Source organism: Lactobacillus sp. M0396, assembly GCF_016101625.1.
In the GTDB taxonomy this organism is placed as follows: Bacteria; Bacillota; Bacilli; order Lactobacillales; family Lactobacillaceae; genus Lactobacillus; species Lactobacillus huangpiensis.
On sequence record NZ_JACFQE010000005.1, the window covers coordinates 153,655 to 171,789 of the forward strand.

Annotated in this window: 24 protein-coding genes; 22 read left to right on the plus strand and 2 right to left on the minus strand. The window is 36.2% G+C overall.

What is annotated here, in order from left to right:
* The first annotated feature begins 26 nt into the window (after positions 1 to 26).
* The 6 genes from H3T43_RS07370 to H3T43_RS07395 all read left to right on the plus strand — a co-directional run bounded on the left by H3T43_RS07370 (position 27) and on the right by H3T43_RS07395 (position 4,639).
* Complete coding sequence (locus H3T43_RS07370) at positions 27 to 503, plus strand: PTS sugar transporter subunit IIA (protein WP_198213624.1); 477 nt, start codon at positions 27 to 29, stop codon at positions 501 to 503.
* Positions 504 to 508: 5 nt separating this feature from the next.
* The gene (locus H3T43_RS07375) at positions 509 to 2,002 is read left to right on the plus strand and encodes a PTS ascorbate transporter subunit IIC (protein WP_122051871.1); all 1,494 of its coding nucleotides are present in this window, start codon (positions 509 to 511) and stop codon (positions 2,000 to 2,002) included.
* A gap of 21 nt (positions 2,003 to 2,023) precedes the next feature.
* Positions 2,024 to 2,326: a PTS sugar transporter subunit IIB gene (locus H3T43_RS07380; protein ID WP_198213626.1), complete on the plus strand. Its 303-nt coding sequence runs from the start codon at positions 2,024 to 2,026 to the stop codon at positions 2,324 to 2,326.
* A gap of 12 nt (positions 2,327 to 2,338) precedes the next feature.
* Complete coding sequence (locus H3T43_RS07385; protein WP_198213628.1) at positions 2,339 to 2,977, plus strand: 3-keto-L-gulonate-6-phosphate decarboxylase UlaD; 639 nt, start codon at positions 2,339 to 2,341, stop codon at positions 2,975 to 2,977.
* A gap of 72 nt (positions 2,978 to 3,049) precedes the next feature.
* Positions 3,050 to 3,931 (plus strand): L-ribulose-5-phosphate 3-epimerase, encoded by an 882-nt coding sequence (locus H3T43_RS07390; protein WP_198213630.1) that lies wholly within the window; start codon positions 3,050 to 3,052, stop codon positions 3,929 to 3,931.
* Positions 3,932 to 3,943: 12 nt separating this feature from the next.
* The gene (locus H3T43_RS07395) at positions 3,944 to 4,639 is read left to right on the plus strand and encodes an L-ribulose-5-phosphate 4-epimerase (RefSeq protein WP_198213632.1); all 696 of its coding nucleotides are present in this window, start codon (positions 3,944 to 3,946) and stop codon (positions 4,637 to 4,639) included.
* Positions 4,640 to 4,765: 126 nt separating this feature from the next.
* Here H3T43_RS07395 and H3T43_RS07400 read toward each other — a convergent pair whose 3' ends face one another.
* Entirely contained in the window at positions 4,766 to 5,446 is a 681-nt protein-coding gene (locus H3T43_RS07400; RefSeq protein WP_198213634.1) for a hypothetical protein, read from the minus strand.
* 56 nt (positions 5,447 to 5,502) lie between these two features.
* Here H3T43_RS07400 and yaaA point away from each other — a divergent pair, with 56 nt between their 5' ends.
* From yaaA to H3T43_RS07455, 11 genes are all read left to right on the plus strand, one after another.
* Positions 5,503 to 6,270 carry a peroxide stress protein YaaA gene (gene yaaA, locus H3T43_RS07405; protein ID WP_198213636.1) on the plus strand — a complete coding sequence of 256 codons (768 nt, stop codon included), beginning with the start codon at positions 5,503 to 5,505 and terminating at the stop codon, positions 6,268 to 6,270.
* A 29-nt stretch (positions 6,271 to 6,299) separates the two neighbouring features.
* Positions 6,300 to 6,905 (plus strand): histidine phosphatase family protein, encoded by a 606-nt coding sequence (locus H3T43_RS07410; protein WP_198213638.1) that lies wholly within the window; start codon positions 6,300 to 6,302, stop codon positions 6,903 to 6,905.
* 137 nt (positions 6,906 to 7,042) lie between these two features.
* On the plus strand, positions 7,043 to 7,564 hold the full coding sequence (locus H3T43_RS07415) for a TetR/AcrR family transcriptional regulator (RefSeq protein WP_198213640.1): 522 nt from the start codon (positions 7,043 to 7,045) through the stop codon (positions 7,562 to 7,564).
* On the plus strand, positions 7,564 to 8,625 hold the full coding sequence (locus H3T43_RS07420) for an ABC transporter permease (protein ID WP_198213642.1): 1,062 nt from the start codon (positions 7,564 to 7,566) through the stop codon (positions 8,623 to 8,625). Before H3T43_RS07415 ends, H3T43_RS07420 begins: the two co-directional genes overlap by 1 nt.
* Position 8,626: 1 nt before the next feature.
* Positions 8,627 to 9,301 (plus strand): ABC transporter ATP-binding protein, encoded by a 675-nt coding sequence (locus H3T43_RS07425; RefSeq protein ID WP_198213644.1) that lies wholly within the window; start codon positions 8,627 to 8,629, stop codon positions 9,299 to 9,301.
* 493 nt (positions 9,302 to 9,794) lie between these two features.
* Positions 9,795 to 10,016, plus strand: coding sequence for a hypothetical protein (locus H3T43_RS07430; RefSeq protein WP_187154892.1), 222 nt, complete (start codon positions 9,795 to 9,797; stop codon positions 10,014 to 10,016).
* Positions 10,017 to 10,125: 109 nt separating this feature from the next.
* Positions 10,126 to 10,737: a TetR/AcrR family transcriptional regulator gene (locus H3T43_RS07435; protein WP_198213646.1), complete on the plus strand. Its 612-nt coding sequence runs from the start codon at positions 10,126 to 10,128 to the stop codon at positions 10,735 to 10,737.
* A 141-nt stretch (positions 10,738 to 10,878) separates the two neighbouring features.
* On the plus strand, positions 10,879 to 11,418 hold the full coding sequence (locus H3T43_RS07440) for an NADPH-dependent FMN reductase (protein WP_187154894.1): 540 nt from the start codon (positions 10,879 to 10,881) through the stop codon (positions 11,416 to 11,418).
* Between the two features lie 11 nt (positions 11,419 to 11,429).
* Positions 11,430 to 11,978 (plus strand): NADPH-dependent FMN reductase, encoded by a 549-nt coding sequence (locus H3T43_RS07445; RefSeq protein ID WP_198213648.1) that lies wholly within the window; start codon positions 11,430 to 11,432, stop codon positions 11,976 to 11,978.
* Positions 11,979 to 12,063: 85 nt separating this feature from the next.
* Positions 12,064 to 12,855 carry a tyrosine-protein phosphatase gene (locus tag H3T43_RS07450; protein ID WP_198213650.1) on the plus strand — a complete coding sequence of 264 codons (792 nt, stop codon included), beginning with the start codon at positions 12,064 to 12,066 and terminating at the stop codon, positions 12,853 to 12,855.
* A gap of 11 nt (positions 12,856 to 12,866) precedes the next feature.
* Entirely contained in the window at positions 12,867 to 13,796 is a 930-nt protein-coding gene (locus H3T43_RS07455) for an FAD:protein FMN transferase (RefSeq protein ID WP_198213652.1), read from the plus strand.
* 123 nt (positions 13,797 to 13,919) lie between these two features.
* Here the strand turns inward: H3T43_RS07455 and H3T43_RS07460 are convergent, their stop codons facing one another.
* Positions 13,920 to 14,456: a CvpA family protein gene (locus H3T43_RS07460; protein WP_198213654.1), complete on the minus strand. Its 537-nt coding sequence runs from the start codon at positions 14,454 to 14,456 to the stop codon at positions 13,920 to 13,922.
* Positions 14,457 to 14,613: 157 nt separating this feature from the next.
* On the opposite strand from H3T43_RS07460, the gene rsmG reads away from it, so the two are divergent.
* The 5 genes from rsmG to H3T43_RS07485 are packed head-to-tail and all read left to right on the plus strand — an operon-like array spanning position 14,614 to position 18,128.
* Entirely contained in the window at positions 14,614 to 15,336 is a 723-nt protein-coding gene (rsmG, locus tag H3T43_RS07465; RefSeq protein WP_198213656.1) for a 16S rRNA (guanine(527)-N(7))-methyltransferase RsmG, read from the plus strand.
* A gap of 15 nt (positions 15,337 to 15,351) precedes the next feature.
* Positions 15,352 to 16,200, plus strand: a complete 849-nt coding sequence (gene noc / locus H3T43_RS07470; protein WP_198213658.1) for a nucleoid occlusion protein — start codon at positions 15,352 to 15,354, stop codon at positions 16,198 to 16,200.
* Positions 16,201 to 16,215: 15 nt separating this feature from the next.
* Positions 16,216 to 16,995, plus strand: coding sequence for a ParA family protein (locus H3T43_RS07475; protein WP_034979054.1), 780 nt, complete (start codon positions 16,216 to 16,218; stop codon positions 16,993 to 16,995).
* Positions 16,973 to 17,860 carry a ParB/RepB/Spo0J family partition protein gene (locus tag H3T43_RS07480; protein WP_198213660.1) on the plus strand — a complete coding sequence of 296 codons (888 nt, stop codon included), beginning with the start codon at positions 16,973 to 16,975 and terminating at the stop codon, positions 17,858 to 17,860. Before H3T43_RS07475 ends, H3T43_RS07480 begins: the two co-directional genes overlap by 23 nt.
* Positions 17,853 to 18,128 carry a DUF951 domain-containing protein gene (locus tag H3T43_RS07485; protein WP_034978905.1) on the plus strand — a complete coding sequence of 92 codons (276 nt, stop codon included), beginning with the start codon at positions 17,853 to 17,855 and terminating at the stop codon, positions 18,126 to 18,128. The genes H3T43_RS07480 and H3T43_RS07485 overlap by 8 nt, the downstream gene beginning before the upstream one ends.
* The last annotated feature ends 7 nt before the right edge of the window (positions 18,129 to 18,135 follow it).

The following is an 18,135-nucleotide window of genomic DNA, read 5'->3' on the forward strand; positions in this document are numbered from 1 at the left end:
CATTAAAAATTTGGTAGGAGGAAATCATGCTCAGACATTTTTTAGAAAATCACTTGATTAATATCAGTCAGAAACATCCAAAAGATTGGCAGGAAGCCATTAGGATATCCGGTGAAATAATGAAGAAAAATAATCTTGTCACGGATAAATATATTGATCAGGTAATTGCAGACGTCAAACAATATGGACCGTATATTGTGATTGTTCCCGGTGTAGCAATGCCTCATTCGCAAGCCAATAGTTCGGAGGTCTTAGGCACAGGTATTGGTCTGACAATATTCCCAAAGGCAGTTTCCTTTGACCCAAATGATCCAGAAAAAGATGCGCAACTATTCTTTATGCTGGCTGCTAAAGATAACCCTACTCATATGAAAAATATTGCTAACCTCTCCAACTTGCTGATGGAAGATGGCATGATTGAAGACCTACGTAAAGTGAAGAATTTACAAGATTACCAAAAAGTCATGCAAAAACATGATAAGAGTAAAGAAAAAAGCAGGTAAGAAAAATGCAAAATATTTTAAATGCTTTATTAGCCATTTGGAGCTACTTTGCCACTAATGTTTTGAATCAACCAGCATTTATGATTGGTTTTATCGTTCTCATTGGCTATATATTGGAACATAAAAAGTGGTATGAAGTTCTGTCAGGTTTTTTAAAGGCTACAGTTGGTTACTTTATATTAGCTGCCGGTTCCGGTGGTTTGGTTAACACATTTAGGCCAATTCTGGTAGGTTTAAAAGATCGTTTTCATCTTAGTGCGATGATTATTGACCCTTACTTTGGTCAAAATGCGGTTAATGCAGGCATTATGCAACGGTTTGGTCGTTCCTTTGCGGATACAATGCTTTTATTGCTATTCGCTTATATTATCAACATTTTATTGGTCAGATTTTCAAAATATACTAAACTGCGGGCTGTTTTTACAACTGGCAATGTGCAAGTGCAACAGGCTGCAACTGCCTTTTGGTTAATATTGTTCTGTTTCCCTAAATTAAATCGCTTTTCAATTTTAGCAATCATGAGTTTGATTTTGGGGCTTTACTGGGCTGTGGGTTCAAACTTAACAGTTGGTATTACTCAAGAATTAACTGATGGTGCAGGTTTTGCTGTTGCTCACCAGCAGATGTTTGGTATTTACTTTTTTGCCAAACTTTCTGAAATGATTGAAAAACATTCGGTGAAAAAGAGCAAAGGTAAAAACAAACGACTTGAAGACATTAAACTGCCAAGTTTTATGTCAATCTTTAATGACAATATGGTATCGACTTCAATCTTAATGTTGATTTTCATCGGTGCAATTTTAGTAGTTCTGGGGCCAGATTACTTAATCAAGGCTCACTTTATGCAAAAAGGACAAAGTTTTATTTTCTACATTTTGCAGACTGCCCTGCAATTTTCAGTTTACTTGGCAATTCTTCAGCTTGGGGTAAGAACTTTCGTTAATGAATTAACTGAATCATTTACGGGAATTTCAGATCGCTGGCTGCCAGGAGCTGTACCGGGGATTGACGTTGCTGCCACCTTAGGTTTTGGTTCACAAAATGCACAAACTATTGGTTTTATGTTTGGTGCATTAGGCCAATTTACCATGATTATCTTGTTACTTGTTTTCCATTCACCAACTTTAGTCATAGCCGGATTTATTCCGCTGTTCTTTGACAATGCCGCTATCGGCCTGTATTCAAATGATCGTGGAGGCTATAAGTGTGCGATGATTATGCCGTTCATTTCCGGCTTAATCCAAGTTGCAGGTTCAGCTTTAATCGCTACCTGGGTAGGTATGGCAAGATACGGTGGCTACCTCGGCATGTTTGACTGGGCTACTGTTTGGCCATTCTTCACGGTAGTCATGAAATATCTCGGCTATATCGGTGTAGCAGTAATCATTATTATGCTTTTAGCTATTCCACAATTACAGTACCGTGCCGATCCTGAAGGTTATTTCATGATCACTGAAGATTATCCAGCATGGAAGAAATTAAATAATAAAGAAGAATAACTACAGAAAGGACGATTCTATATGAAGATTTTGACTGCGTGTGCTAATGGTTCAGGAACAAGCCTGATGCTGCTGCGGACTGTCAAGAAGACATTGGAAAAGATGGGCTACCAAGTAACTCAAGCTGATCATACTTCTATTTCAGAAGCAAAAGGCATTGCGCGTAACTATGACGTAGTTTTTACCTCAGTTCCATTTATCAGTATGTTTGATGAAGTTAAAAAGCGTGGCGGTGAGGTCATTGGCATAAAAAATGTTATTTCAGCTAAAGAAGTTGAAGACAAAGTAAATGATTCTGACATTCCCACAAAGTTTAAAAAGTAATAGGAGAAAATAATGGATTTACCAAAATTACAAGTAGCTTTAGACAGTGATAATACAGTGCAGGCAATAGAAGTTTTACGTAAAGTTGAAGACGTAATTGATGTTGTTGAAGCAGGAACTATTCTGGTTTATAGAGACGGCTTAAGTGCGGTAAGAAATTTGCGTGCAATGGCACCAGATAAAATCTTGCTTGCTGATATTAAATGTGCTGATGCTGGTACAAAGTGTGGTCAGTCATGCAAAGATGCCGGTGCTGACTGGATGACATGTATTAATGCAGCTACCGTCCCTACTATGAGCAATGCTCAAAAGGAAATTGAAGTTCAAGTTGAACTTTATGAAGGCTGGGATAATAAAGAAAGAATGCAAGAATGGCTTGATCATGGCATTCATCAGGTAGTTTACCATCAAAGTCGTGACGCAAAGTTTGCTGGCCAAAAATGGTCGGAGCAGGACGTTGAAAATGTCAAAAATCTGATCAATATGGGCTTTAAGGTTTCAGTTACCGGTGGCGTTCATCCAGAAATTTTAAAGTTGTTTAAGGGAGTTCCAGTTTATACCTTTATCGCTGGTCGTGCTATCAGAGAAGCAGATGACCCACACGCTGTTGCCAAACAGTTTAAAGACGAAATCAACAGAATTTGGGGTTAATTAAATACTAAAAAAGGGGATAAGTGAGCGAACGTTCATTTTCCCTTTTTTAATAAATATAAGGAGAGAACAATGACAGTTAATGCTTTAGGAATCTATGAAAAAGCTTTGCCTCAGAACTTGTCTTGGCGAGAAACTTTTGAATTAACACATGACTTGGGCTTTAATTTTTTAGAATTTTCAGTTGACGAAAGCGATGAACGTATAGCACGCCTAGATTGGACACGAGACCAGAGAAGTGAAATTCGTAATTTAATGTGGGAGACAAATACCAGGATAAATAACTTAATGCTATCGGGTCACCGACGCTTCCCCTTAGGTTCAGCTGATCCGGCAATTCGTAAGAAATCTTTGGTAATGATGCAAAAAGCAATTGATCTTTGTGTTGATTTGGGCATTCACAATATTCAAATGGCTGGCTACGATGTTTATTATGAAAAAAAGACTGTGATTTCGAGAGAATATTACGTTGAAAATCTGATTAAATGCGTCCATATGGCTGCAAAGAAAAATATTATGCTGTCAATTGAAACTATGGATGATCCTTTTATTAATAGCCTGCCTAAGATTGCTCATTATCATGATTTAGTTAAAAGCCCGTGGCTACAGGCATATCCTGACTTAGGCAATTTGAGCGCATGGCCTGAAAATGATGTGCCGGCGCAACTTGAAAAATACATTGATACTATCTGTGCAATTCATCTAAAGGATAGTAAGAAAGTTACACCAACTTTTAAGGGTCAGTTTAAAAACGTACCTTTTGGTCAAGGTTGTGTTGATTTTACCGGCTTGCTCCGTACTCTAGTCAGATTAGACTACAATGGCAGTTTTACTATTGAAATGTGGTCTGGAGATAATGGTGATGAAAATGCGCTTGAAGAAGTAAAAGCAGCCAAGGCATTTTTTGATGATATTTTTGATCGTGTTGGTATTACTCAAGAAAGTCTAAATTAAAGGAGAAGTAAAATGTTGGAAAAATTGAAAGAAGAAGTATATGAGGCCAACATGTCATTACCTAAGTTGGATTTAGTAACTTTTACTTGGGGCAATGTTTCAGGAATAGATAGAGAACAAGGTTTATTTGTAATTAAGCCTTCAGGTGTACCTTATGAAAAGTTGAAGCCGGAAGACCTGGTAGTTATTAATCTAAAAGGTGAAGTAGTTGAAGGAGACAAAAATCCTTCATCAGACACACCAACCCATACTTATTTGTATAATCATTTTCCTAAAATTGGTGGGATTGTACACACCCATTCACCTTGGGCAGTTTCATTTGCGGCTGCAAAAATGGATATTCCTGCACTAAACACAACTCATGCAGACACCTTTTATACAGCTGTGCCGGCTGCTGATGCATTGACTAAGGCAGAAATAGAAGAGGATTATGAAGGCAATACTGGTAAGACAATTGTCCGTACCTTTAAAGAGCGTAATCTTGATTATGAAGCTACGCCAGCAGCTTTAGTCAGTCAACATGGTCCGTTTGCTTGGGGTGAAAATGCGGCTAAGGCAGTTTATAATGCCAAAGTATTGGAAGTAGTGGCGGAAGAAGACTTTCATACTTTAGAGTTAACCCATCAGAATTCAGAATTACCGCAGTATTTGCTGGATAAACATTACTACCGTAAACATGGTCCGAATGCTTATTATGGTCAACGGTAAAAATTAAAAACTGAATCATAAAAAAAACTGATAAGTCTTTGTATGATAATGTCACTTGAATTTTTATTCAAGTGACATAAATTTAACAAGATCTATCAGTTTTTAAGTTGAAATTGTTATTGAGTGCTAATATTTAGTTTCTTTAATATCGTCTTCTGGCCGGTGCTCTTGAATTCGAATTAGCTGCCATGTAAAATCACTTTCAGGCACACCATCTAAGTTTATGCTCAATTCGTCATCAGCAAAAGTGAAATCCAGCTCAGTCCTATTCTCAATCATTTCGATACGATTAGGATTGTCGGACAGACCCAGAATTTTTAGTGTTTCTGGCAGTGGCTGCTTGATAAAAATATATTTTTGATAAGGCATGTGCCTATTCTGGAGTACGAAACCGTTATTGTCTTCTACATTGCTAATTTTAAGCGCGCAGGGTTCGCTTTCATTAAAAGCATGGCCAAAAAGATGCATCCAGTTGTTGATTTGCTTAAGCATTTCTTCAGTTTCAGAAGGCAACTTACCATTATCTGTGACCGGAATATTAATTATCGTATTTTGCCCATCTTTACGATTGGCTACAAGTTTTGCAACTGCATCTGCTGGGACTAAATCACAACTTTCTTGGATAGTTTCTGCATCGACCAAAGCAATAGTATATTTTGCACAAGCTTTTTTAAAATCTGTTTGATGAGCGTCAACGCTGACAGCCCGGGCTCCTATATTGCGAGCAGTTTTAACTAAAAAATCAGCGTCTACATCTTTTGTACTTTTTAGTTTAAAATTTAATACGATGGCAAAATCAGGATTCATTGATTTCTCTCCTTCAGTAGATATTATTAATAAGTTTAACCCAAAAGGTGATAAAGATGAAAATTATTATTTCACCGGCAATGAAAATGACAGTTGATAATGACTCTTTTTCTGCAAGGACGCACCCACAATTTTTAGCTCAAGCTCAAGAATTAGCTGCTTTTCTAAAAAAATGCAGTTTTAACGAATTACAAAAAATTTGGCAATCTAGTGATCGTACAACTAAAGAAGGTCAAAGACAAATTCAAACTCTAAACTTGAGTCAAAAAGCTGGCTTAACTCCTGCGATTATTTCCTATTCTGGCATTCAGTATCAATATATGGCTCCCGACCTGTTCACTAAACCCGCTCTGTCTTATTTGCAAGAGAATGTCCGTATATTATCAGGTCTGTACGGTGTTTTGCGACCTTTTGATGGCGTGTGGCCATACAGATTGGAAATGAAAAACAAGGTAAAGGGGTTTAAACAGCCTAATTTATACCGATTTTGGGGCACGACAATTGCGGACAATCTTTTTGATGAAGATCAGATACTCATTAATTTGGCTTCTAAAGAATATTCTCGCAATGTTACTCCATACGTTAAGAATGGCAGGCAGATGATTACTGTTGATTTTCAAGAAACGAAAAACGGTCAATGGAAAACAGTTGGGGTGCATGCCAAGATGGCTCGTGGAGAAATGGTGCGCTATATTGCTGAAAATCAATTAACTGAACCGGAGCAACTGCAGGGCTTTCATGATTTTGGTTTTGTGTTTGAGCCGAAAGTTAGTACTGATGACACTTATGTTTTCAGGACAAAGTTCGATTTTAAACGGCGCTAAAAATTAAGATATAGAAATGTGAGGTTATTATGCAAATTGTTTTTGTTCGCCACGGTCAGACAGATTTAAATAAAACCGGTCGTATTCAAGGTTCGGTTTTTGATCATGATTTAGATGAGACTGGTCGTGCATGTGCTGAAAGAGCTGCTGCGAATTTCGATCCTTCGGGATTTGATGTAGTTTTTTCAAGTCCTTTAAAGAGATCTTTGACAACCGCTGAAATTTTTACTAAAGGACAAAAAGAAATAAAAATTGATAAAAGGCTAACGGAAATTAATTTTGGCGAATGGGATGGTCATTTCCTTTCAGAGCTGGGGCAAAAATATCCTGATGCCATTGATCCTTGGGGCAAGGCTGCAGCTGACTATATTAAATATGCACCAAGTGGCGAATCTTTTGCAACTCTGGATAGAAGGTGCGGCAGTTTTTTAGATGATATGAAAAAGAATTATTTGACTAAAAAAGTGCTTGTATTTTGCCATGGTACTTTAATTAGAATGATGTTTGCCCACTATTTTACGCATGGTGACATGAAGTATTTTGAAACCATGGATAATTGTGCTTTAGCAAAAATTTCCTATCTTAATGGTATTCCCCGAGTAAATTATTATAACCGTATTTTAACTTTTGAATAGCGTACTAAGTCTCATTGAAGAGGCTTTTTTTTGAAAACAATTATTCGAGCATTATAATTGACGACTAAAAATAAATGAACTATTATTTTTATAAAGTGACACAATGTCACTTATGACAAAAGGAGATGATTAGGAAAATGGCTAAGTCAACTTTTATTAACTTGCCTGCCGGCAAAAAGAAAAAAATTGAAAGTGCGTTGTTAAAAGAATTTAGCATCTATCCTTTGGCAAAAGCGCAAGTAGCGCGAATAGTGAAAGAAACGGGCATCGCACGCGGGGCTTTTTACAAATATTTTGTTGATTTAGAAGATGCATACCATTATATGTATGAATTAGCTCTAAAAAGTATTCATTTGCCCATAAAAATAAAAGCGCAGTTTGATGCACAACAATATTATGACAATGTTGTTCATTTTATTGAAGAAATGCAGGCAAGTACATATGCCGGATTAATAAAAATGCATATCTTGTATAATGAAAGTTCACCTAGTCATCCTTTTACACCAAAAATACTAGCTGGATTAGATCCGCAGAATTGGAGTGCAATGGTGCTCAGTCATGCCACCATTCGCTTAGTATTAACAAATCCAGTTCAAAAAAAGGCAATTATGACTCGTTTTAAAGCGAGCTTGGAACTGTTAAACAAAGGAAAGAACTAATGTTTTTAGCAATTAAAGAAATAAAAAGAGAGAAACTACGTTATGGGTTAATAATCTTAATGATTTTTTTGATTAGTTATCTGATATTTGTCTTATCAGCACTGGCAACTGGCTTGGCCAGTGAAAATACGCAGGCACTTGAATCTTGGGATGCTCAAAAAGTAGTCTTAAATAAAAATGCTAACGTAAGCATGAGTCAGTCATTTCTAACAAAAACTGATTTAAAAAAAGCAACACTATCTAAAGATGAAGCTTTATTGGGCCAAATTCCAGTGGTAGTTAAGAAAGCCGGGCGTCCCCAAATTTCAGCACAATTTATTGGAGTTAAAAAGAAGCAGTTTATTTATCATGATCAGGAACTTATTGCGGGTAGAAAAGCAAAAAAGAATTATGAGGTGGCTGTTGACCAGGCGTTTGAAACCAAAGGGTACAAATTGGGCGACAAGCTTGCACTTAACGGCTCAAGCAGAAAGTACAAGATTATAGGTTTTGTTAAAAATGCGAAAATTAATATTGCTCCAATTATTTACGGGACATTGGAGTCTTGGAAAAAATTGCGGCAAGGGATGCCAACTTTAGAGGCTTCAGCTCTAATTTCTCGTAATCATAACTACAAGTATAATTATAAAGATAGCAAAACGTATCCCATTGACCAATTTATTAAAAAACTTCCAGGATATACAGCGCAAAATATGACTTTTGAATTGATGATTGGATTTTTATACATTATTTCGTTAATTATAATCGCAGTTTTCCTATACATTTTAACAATGCAAAAAATGCATAACTATGCGGTCATGCGTGCTCAGGGGATTCCCAGCAGCACTTTAGTAAAAGCAACCGTTAGCCAGGCAATTATATTAGTCCTTGCTGGATTAGTCATTGGCTTGGCAGCAATGTTTGTGACAGTTAAGGTTTTACCGGCCGCAGTTCCCATCAGCTTCACGCCAAGAATCATTCTGACCGGTACAGTAGGTTTGCTGTTAACGGCAATTATCGGCAGCTTAATTCCAATCAGATCAATTTTAAAAGTAGATCCGGCACAGGCAATAGGTGAATAATATGGCAATTATCGAATTAAAAAATGTTCAAAAAGTTTATGGTACTGAAGCTGCACAAGTTGTTGCTCTTAAAAATATCAATTTTAAAGCTAACTTAGGTGAAGTGGTTTTAATTATGGGCCCTTCAGGAGCAGGTAAAAGCACCTTTTTAACAATAGCTGGTTCTTTGCAAAAACCAACTACAGGAGAAGTTATTGTTGACGGTCAAAATATTGCACGTATTTCAGCAAAAGCAAGTGATCATTTACGACTAACGCAGCTGGGTTTTGTATTGCAGGCTTATAATTTAGTTCCTTTTTTAAAAATTAGAGAGCAGTTCGAACTGGTTAATAAGGTAAAGAAAAAAAGCAATATCAGTCAAGAAAAATTACAGGAATTATTAAAGCAGCTTGGTATCAGCTCTTTACTTGATAAATATCCGAGTGAATTATCGGGCGGTCAGCAGCAACGGGCAGCAATTGCTCGTGCACTTTATGCTAATCCTCAAATTTTGCTGGCTGATGAGCCTACTGCTTCACTTGACAGTGAAAATGTGGCAGAAGTAGGGCAATTGTTTAAAAAACTGGCGAAAAATTATAATAAGGCGGTTTTGTTGGTAACGCATGATCCAAGATTAAAGCAATATGCAGACCATATTTATGAGATGATGGATGGAAAAATAAAGCAAGAAATTTAGTTATTAAATTTAACAAATAAAAATAACAATATAAAAAATAACCATGAAAATCATTTTGATTAAAAGCGAGAAATCAATTAATCTTTTAAGCTGGTAGTAATTTTATTATTTGTAATAATTTTAGTTTAATATTAATAATGTTATTAATTAAAATTATTTTTAAAAAGTTTAAATTTTACAGAAAATCCTTAATTCTTTTGTGTTAGAAAAAAGTACTTTGCCCTTGACAAAGTACTTTTAAATTTACTATTCTTATTAGTGAAAAGATGATGTTATTTTTTATAGTAAGATTACAAATGTAATTAAAAGTAGAATTATTAAATTGTTTTTTAACTGCTTGAGTAAATTACTAGGAAATAATGATTTCTTTGCTAAAATAACAAAAAGGTATTTTTTGAGTATATGCTTCAGTTTGGTATAATTTTTATTTTATTTATTATCGGTACGAGTATACTATATAACTGAGTAAAGCTATTCATGTAGAGGTAAAGCAATGAATGATATCCCCGAAGATAAATCGATTAAGTTATCAACCGATTACCAAAACCATAGTATTAATATGACTTTCTCAGACAATTTAACAGACGATTCTGAGCGAGGCTATATTCTTTCCGCTGCTTTCTTTTCCTATTGTGCTGCGCAAGGCTTAAGCAAAGAAGAAGTGAATGGCATGGTTTCGACTTATTATGATGAGTTTTTAAATTATGGAGATTAATTGACTCATTTCAAATATTTGTCTAAATGAAGTTTTGATAGTAGTAATACTGTCTCTAGAAAACTGGTTTATAAATAGTACGTTTAAAGTTAATCAAGGAAAAACCAAAATGGCTAGAAAAAAAGAAATAGGAAAAAATAAGATATTAAGTATTGCCTACAAAATGGTTGTTAAAGATGGTATTGGGAGTTTAACTGCTCGCAATATTGCTAAGGCTGGTCATTTTTCTACTCAACCGTTGTATCTTGAGTTTAATAGTATGGAAGATTTACGCAAAGAGGTTTTGCGTAAAATTGCGGACAACTTAAAGAATAATATTTTACAAAAAAGTTACACTGGTAAACCATTGATTGATATGGATTTATCGTATATTGATTTTGCTAAGGAAGAAGAAAATCTTTTCAGGGCGATGTTTGTTGACGGTAAATTTGGTAGTAAAATTATAGCCGATACATTAATTAATTTTGGTATTGAAAAATTTAAGGAGCAATATCCAGATAGTAATTATTCCGAAGATAGAATTAGAAGTGTCGTTATTGCTAACTGGATTACTACCAGTGGTATTGCATCATTAATAGTTAATAAAATTGCAACATTTTCGCAAACACAAATTATAAATGTTTTAACAGCCCAGATTAACGACGCAATCTTAAATGATTGGCTAAGCAAAACAAATAAGATTTCATTATTTGATACTAATGAAGTCAAAAGCAAAAAATAAACCTAATCCATTATTATTAAAGGATTTATTGGTAGCATGCAGGTATTAAATTATTAAAACTACCTGAAAGCAGAAACATGTTAAAAAGGTACGGATATGCTATAATTAGTACAGAAATTAGTTTCCTGAAAGGTGGTTTTTATGAAAATCCTTGCATTATCTGGCTCAAATGCCAATAATTCATTTAATGAGGCATTGCTTAAATTTATTTCTAAGCATTTTGCCGACAAGTATGATTTTAAGTTTGCAACTGTTAAAGGGTTGCCAATGTTTAAAGAGGGTGAAGATGCTCCTGAAGCAATCCAAACCTTGACTAAAGAAATTGAAGACGCTGATTTGGTTTTAATCGGCTCTCCTGAGCAACAACACTCTGTTACTAGTGCTTTGAGTAGTGCACTTGAGTGGTTATCCTGTGTAACTCACCCATTTAAGGGCAAGCCTGTTGCTATTGTTTCAACTTCACCAATGCCACAAGGTGGTTCTCGTTCACAAAGTCGTTTGAAGAGTTTGTTGACTGCACCAGGCTTTGGCGCTAAGGTCTTTAACGGTGATGAATTCATGATGGGTGTTGCACCAACACAGTTTGATGATAATGGTGACTTGAAAGATGAGTCAACCGTTAAATTCTTAGGTCAATTTTTCGATGAAGTTGATAGTTGGTACGCACAAGTAACTAAGTAGGAGGGCCGAGAATGAAAATATTAGCAATTGTTGGTACAAATGCATCTTTTTCATATAATCGTTTTTTAGCACAATTTATTGCTAAGCGTTATAGTGATAAAGCAGATATTGAAGTAAAAGAAGTCGATAAATTGACTCCTTTCTGCAGAACAGAAATGGCTGATGACACTATTAAGGCCTGGATTGAAGACATTAAGAGTGCTGATGGCATAGTAATCACTACCCCTGAATATGATCATACTATTCCTGCTGCTTTAAAGAGCAGTCTTGAATGGTTAGGTTCACATGCAGGTCCTAATGTTATGAAGATGAAGCCAGTTGCTGTTGCTGGTGCATCTTATGGTTCACAAGGTACTGGTCGTGCTCAAGAAGATATGCGTGAAATTTTGCTTTCACCTGATATGAGTGCAAATGTTTTGCCAGGAAACGAAGTTTTGATTGGTCAAGCTCCAGATAAGTTTAACAAAGAAACTGGTGAGTTGACTGATGAAGCAACTATTAAGCAGTTAGATGGCATGATGGATAACTTCTTCAAGTTTGTTGAGCAAGCACATAAATAAACTTTTGCCAGTTTAACTGGCAGAGAGTAAAATAACCGGATAGGAGCATCCTATCCGGTTATTTTTGATGTGAAAGGAAGTTGGCATGACTGAACCTGTCGTTTTACCTGTAAAATCTGTGCGAAATCCCCGTGACTTGGGTGGCTATATTGGCTTTGGTGGCCACAAAATTAAAAGTCATCGCTTATTGCGTACAGGCAACATAAGTAAAATAATTCCAAAAGATGAAAAATTTTTACTTGATTATGGCTTGACTAAAATTATCGATTTACGTTCCCCGGCTGAGTGCAAGGCTAATCCTGATCAAAATATACCAAGTGTTGACCATTATGAATTTCCATTGTCAGTCGATGACAACACTGGTGGCAACGGACTGGATATGAGTATAGAATTTGAGCAATATCGCCATAATCAATATGCTGGTTTCTATACGATGTGTCAGAGATATCATGATCATGTCAGCAATAAATTTGCTCAGAATAGTATTCACCAAATTGTCAGTTTAATTGCTAAAACGACTCACGGCTCAGTTTTATACCATTGTTCGGAAGGTAAAGACAGAACAGGATTAGTAACTGTAATATTGCTTTACATTTTAGGAGTAGATTTAGAGACGATTCGGCAGGATTATCTTTATTCGAACTTGATGCTCAACGATTACCGCAAGGTTCGTGATGAACAATTTAAAAGAGCCGGAGAAAATGATAAGTTTCGTGCTAACATGCGTATTTTAGGTTCAGTAGCAAATGCGTATATTGATACGAGCTTGATTACAATCAATGAAAATTATGGCGATATTGATTCTTATATTGATAAACAATTAGGAATTGATGAACAGATGCAGGAAAAAATAAGAGAAAACTATTTGGAGAAGTAGGGATAAAATCAATGATAAAAAATTTAGCTTTAGAACAACAAGTGGGACAACATCATGCTTTAGGCACATCAATAACTTTACAAATCTTTGGAGCACTGGATAAAAGCGTCATTAATGATTCTTTTACTTTGATTGATCATTATGAAGATCTGTTAACAGTTAATCGTGATGAATCTGAAGTTATGGATGTAAACCATGCGGCTGGTAAACATCCCGTGCAAGTTTCCAGTGGTACCTATGATTTGATCAAATTGGCAGTAGAAAAGAGCCGGGAAAATTTCGGCTTTAATGCTTTAATTGGTCCAGTCGTTAAACTATGGGCGATTGGTTTTAAAGATGCCCATGTTCCAACTGATGATCAGATTAAAGAAAGGATGAAACTGATTGACCCGTTTAGCGTTGACTTAAATGATGTTGATCAAACCGTCCTTTTGAAAAAGTCAGGAATGGAATTAGATCTTGGCGGTATTGCTAAAGGCTGGATTGCGGATCGTATCAAAGATTTCTGGATGGCCTATGGCGTTCATGCCGGAATTATCAACCTTGGCGGAAATATTTTACTTGTTGGTGATTCTCCTAAAAGGGCTAGTGGTCAGTGGTCAGTGGGAGTGCAGGATCCTAAAGAGCCTCGTGGCAATAATATAGCTTCGGTAATGGTGCCACAATGTTCAGCCGTTACCAGTGGTACTTATGAACGGTACCTGGAAGTTGACGGACATAAATATCACCATTTAATTGACCCTCGGACTGGCTATCCGGTTGAAACAAATTTAGCTGGAGTCACTACTTTTACTAAGTATTCAGTTGAAGCAGAAATTGAATGCAAGAGGCTGTTTTTTGCAGGTAAGCCGGTAGCTGGTTGGCATGATAATCCTGATCGCATCGGAGCTGTTTTTGTTTATAATGATGAGCACGTTGAGTATGACAATTTTCAAAAATAATAAATTAAAAAGTGCCTCGGAAGGCACTTTTTTGTTACAGTAAGTTTTTGTCTTAAAGGGGAAATGAAAAAGGCGTCATTTTTATTTTTTTAAAATAAAAACGGAGTTCGAATTTTAATTATTTTAAGCTGCAGTTCGACTAATGCTAAAAATGCTGTTAAACAGACCATTGGATAAACCTGGCGTACTGTAAATAATGAAACGGATAAATGATGAATCAAGAGTTTGCTGGATAAACCACGGATTTTGTAAAGCATTTAGCATAGACAAAATAATATAAACAAAAAAATAACTGGCAAAAAAAGACGCAACAGCACCTAATACGCTATCTAGTAAATTGCCAAAATTAGTTGCATGAGGATTTTTATTTGGCACCCATCCCTTAAAAATCTTAACCACCATTTTGCCGATAAAGACAATAATGAAAAAAGCTAAAAAACGGAAAAGCATCAGATTGATTCCAGGAGTTAATGTTGTTTGAATATTTTGTCCCGTGATCTGACTATAAAGCCAATTGCCGACAGGATTTTGAAAAAGGATTGCTGCAATGAAGACAATGGCAGAAAATACCAAATTGATTATTAGTCTGGTAAAGCCTGTTTGAAATCCTTTATAAGTTTTTAGTGCCAAATAAGCCAGAACAATTAAAGTAACAATCATATTAATCTCCTTTGACGATATTATAGCTTAATTTATGCGTTTAGACTTTGACGATAGTCAAAAAATATTCCATAATTAAAGGGATGCATTGACTTTACAATAAGCCATTTTTAGCGTTAAATTTAAAGGGTGTGAAACAAGGTTTCACGGGTGAAAAATGAATCCTGAACAGTTTGTCCAAGAATTATCAAAACGTAATTTTAAATTAAATGAAAATCAAATCAACCAATTTAACCAATACTTTACCAGTCTGATTGAGACTAATAAAAAAGTTAATCTAACACGAATAACAGAAAAAGATGATGTTTACTTAAAACATTTTTTTGACAGTATTACTCCTCTTTTTACGTTTGGCGAAATATTTACGAAATCTCAGACTTTGTGTGATGTCGGTGCAGGAGCAGGCTTTCCTTCAATTCCTTTAAAAATTGTGGTGCCTGAATTACGAGTAACAATAGTTGATTCTCTTGGCAAAAGACTGAAGTTTTTGCAGGAATTAGTCACTCAGCTAGACTTGAAGAATGTTGCTTTAGTTCATGGGCGTGCAGAAGATGTTGGACAAAATAAGCAGTACCGTGAGCAGTTTGATATTGTAACTGCCCGTGCTGTTGCCAATATGGCTGTGTTGAGTGAATATTGTTTGCCACTAGTTAAGAAAAATGGCAATTTTATCGCTCTTAAAGGACCAAAAGCCGAAGATGAATTAAATTCCAGTCAAAAAGCCTTAAAAACTTTAGGTGGCAAGACAACTGCTGTAAAAGAATTGCAATTGCCTCATAGCAGTGAAGACCGCACGCTGATTTTGGTGAAAAAAGTGCAGGCCACACCTAAAAAGTACCCGCGGCAGGCGGGCACACCACACCGTAAACCAATTCAATAAACAGGGGGACTCAAAATGTCATTATTTTCTTCTTTGCGTCATCATGAAGAAATACCTAAAAATAAACAAGTTCAAGATATTGAACTAAGTAAAATTAAACCTAATTCATATCAGCCACGGCATGAGTTTTCTGAAGAATCAATTCGTGAATTAGCAACGACTTTAGATAAAGATGGCTTGCTTCAGCCTATTATTGTGCGTGAAAAGGGCGATGAATATGAAATTGTTGCTGGTGAACGCAGATTGCGGGCCGCAAAACATCTAGCTTGGGAAAAAATTCCGGCTATCGTAAACAATATGGATGATAGTCAAGCTGCTTCATTAGCTTTAATAGAAAACCTGCAAAGAGAAGATTTAAATCCGATTGATGAAGCACAAGCCTATAATAACCTCATGAAGTTAAATAATTTAACTCAAACAACTTTGGCTCAAAATATTGGCAAGTCGCAATCTTATGTAGCGAACAAGTTGCGCCTTTTAAAGTTAACGCCTAAGGTGCAGAGCTATTTAGCCAGTGGAGAAATTTCTCCTCGTCATGGACGCTGTCTAGTCGGACTTAGTGAAAAAGATCAAAGCCGCGTTCTCGATGAAATTTTGGCTCATAACCTTAATGTGAGCGACACCGAAAAAATAGTTAAAAATGTAGAACAATATTTTGCCGGTAAAAGTGCTATGGATAAAGAAAAAGAGCAGGCTGAAAGAACAAGACGAGCAGCCAATCGAATTCCCAAAGACCTAAAAGTGCAGATTAATACGATTAAAAAGGCAATAAAGCTTGCACAGCAGTCAGGTATTAAGGTTAAGTTTAAGGAAAATAACGATCCTGATGATTATATGATTACTATAGAATTAAAAAGAAAGTAGGAAGGCATGGAAAATATGGTGAGTGTAATTTCGGTTGCTAACCAAAAAGGTGGCGTTGGCAAGACGACCACAACTATTAATTTAGCGGCTTCGATTGCGGAACGCGGATATCAAGTCTTAATTGTGGACATTGATCCGCAAGGTAATGCAACCTCTGGCTTGGGAATAGAAAAATCCGAGATTGATCAAGATATTTATAGTGTTTTGATTAATGATGTTCCGCTTAAAGATACGATTTTCCATACCTCGACTAATCGCTTGGATTTAGTTCCGGCAACTATTAATTTATCAGGTGCTGAAACAGAATTGATTAGTATGATGGCACGTGAAACTCGCTTAAAATCTGCTTTAGATTCAATTAGTGGCAATTATGATTTTATCTTTATTGATTGTCCACCTTCTTTAGGGCAATTGTCGATAAATGCATTTACAGCATCGGATTCAATTTTAATTCCGGTTCAAAGTGAGTATTATGCAATGGAAGGTCTGAGTCAGTTGCTTAATACGATTCGTTTAGTACAAAAACACTTTAACAAAGACCTTGGAGTTGAGGGAGTTTTACTGACAATGCTGGATGCCCGGACTAATCTGGGCGCTGAAGTTGTTAAAGAAGTACGTTCCTATTTTTCTGATAAAGTTTATAAAACTATTATCCCGAGAATTACCAAATTGGCGGAGGCACCTAGTTATGGGGAAGCAATTACTGAGTATGCGCCAAATTCTCGTGGTGCCGAAGTTTATGATGATTTAGCTAAGGAGGTGTTGAAGAATCATGGCAAGAAACTCAAGAAGTAAAGATACAAAAAAACATGGTGGCCTGGGTCGCGGAATTGAAGCCTTGTTTGAAGATGAGCCGCAGATTGAAGACAATGAGGAAGAAATTCAGGATTTAAACTTAGGCGATATCAGACCTAACCCATATCAGCCACGCAAAAATTTTGATGATAAGTCTCTTAAAGAGCTGGCTGATTCAATTAAAGAAAACGGGGTTTTTCAACCGATAATTGTCCGTCAGTCAGTTAAGGGCTATGAAATTATCGCTGGTGAACGTCGCTTTCGTGCCTCAAAACTAGCTAAAAAGACTACAATACCTGCCATTGTGCGTGACTTTAGTGAAAGCCAAATGATGGAAGTTGCGGTTCTGGAAAACTTGCAGCGTGAGGATTTAACACCGCTTGAAGAAGCCCAGGCATATGAAATGCTGCAAAAAAACTTAGGCTTAACTCAAGAAGAAGTTTCAAAAAGAATGGGCAAATCCCGTCCTTATATTGCAAATTACTTGCGTTTGCTTACTTTACCGAACAAGACAAAGCATTTGCTTCAGCATGGTGATCTTTCAATGGGTCAGGCCAGAACGCTTTTAGGTTTAAAAAACAAAGACAAGATTGATGAAGTAGCAAAACAAGTGGTTAAAGAGGGAATGCCAGTGCGCAAAGTTGAGGCACTGGTCGCTAATCTTAATGCTAAAAAGCCACGCAAAAAGACAGTGCAGAAGTCACCTTTTATTCGTGCTACTGAACATCAGCTGGCTAATAAGTTGGGTTCAACTGTCAATATTTCTGAAAGTAAAAAGGGCAGTGGTCATTTATCTATCGGCTTTTCTTCAACCGCTGAATTAAACAGAATACTTGACGTGTTGGGAGTCGATCTTGATGAATAAAGAAATTTCCTATAGTTTAGCGGACACGGTACTGATGAAAAAACCTCATGCCTGTAAAACTAATGACTGGGAGATTCTACGCTTAGGAGCAGATATCAGGTTAAAATGTATGGGCTGCGGCCACATCGTAATGATGCCGCGTTCAAAATTTACGCATAATTTTAAAAAAGTTTTAACTAAGGCGAATGATCCGGTCAACACTAAAAATGAGCTTTATGTGCCTAAAAATGAAATAGCACAACCGCACTTTAATCAAGATAATAACTGATTTTGTT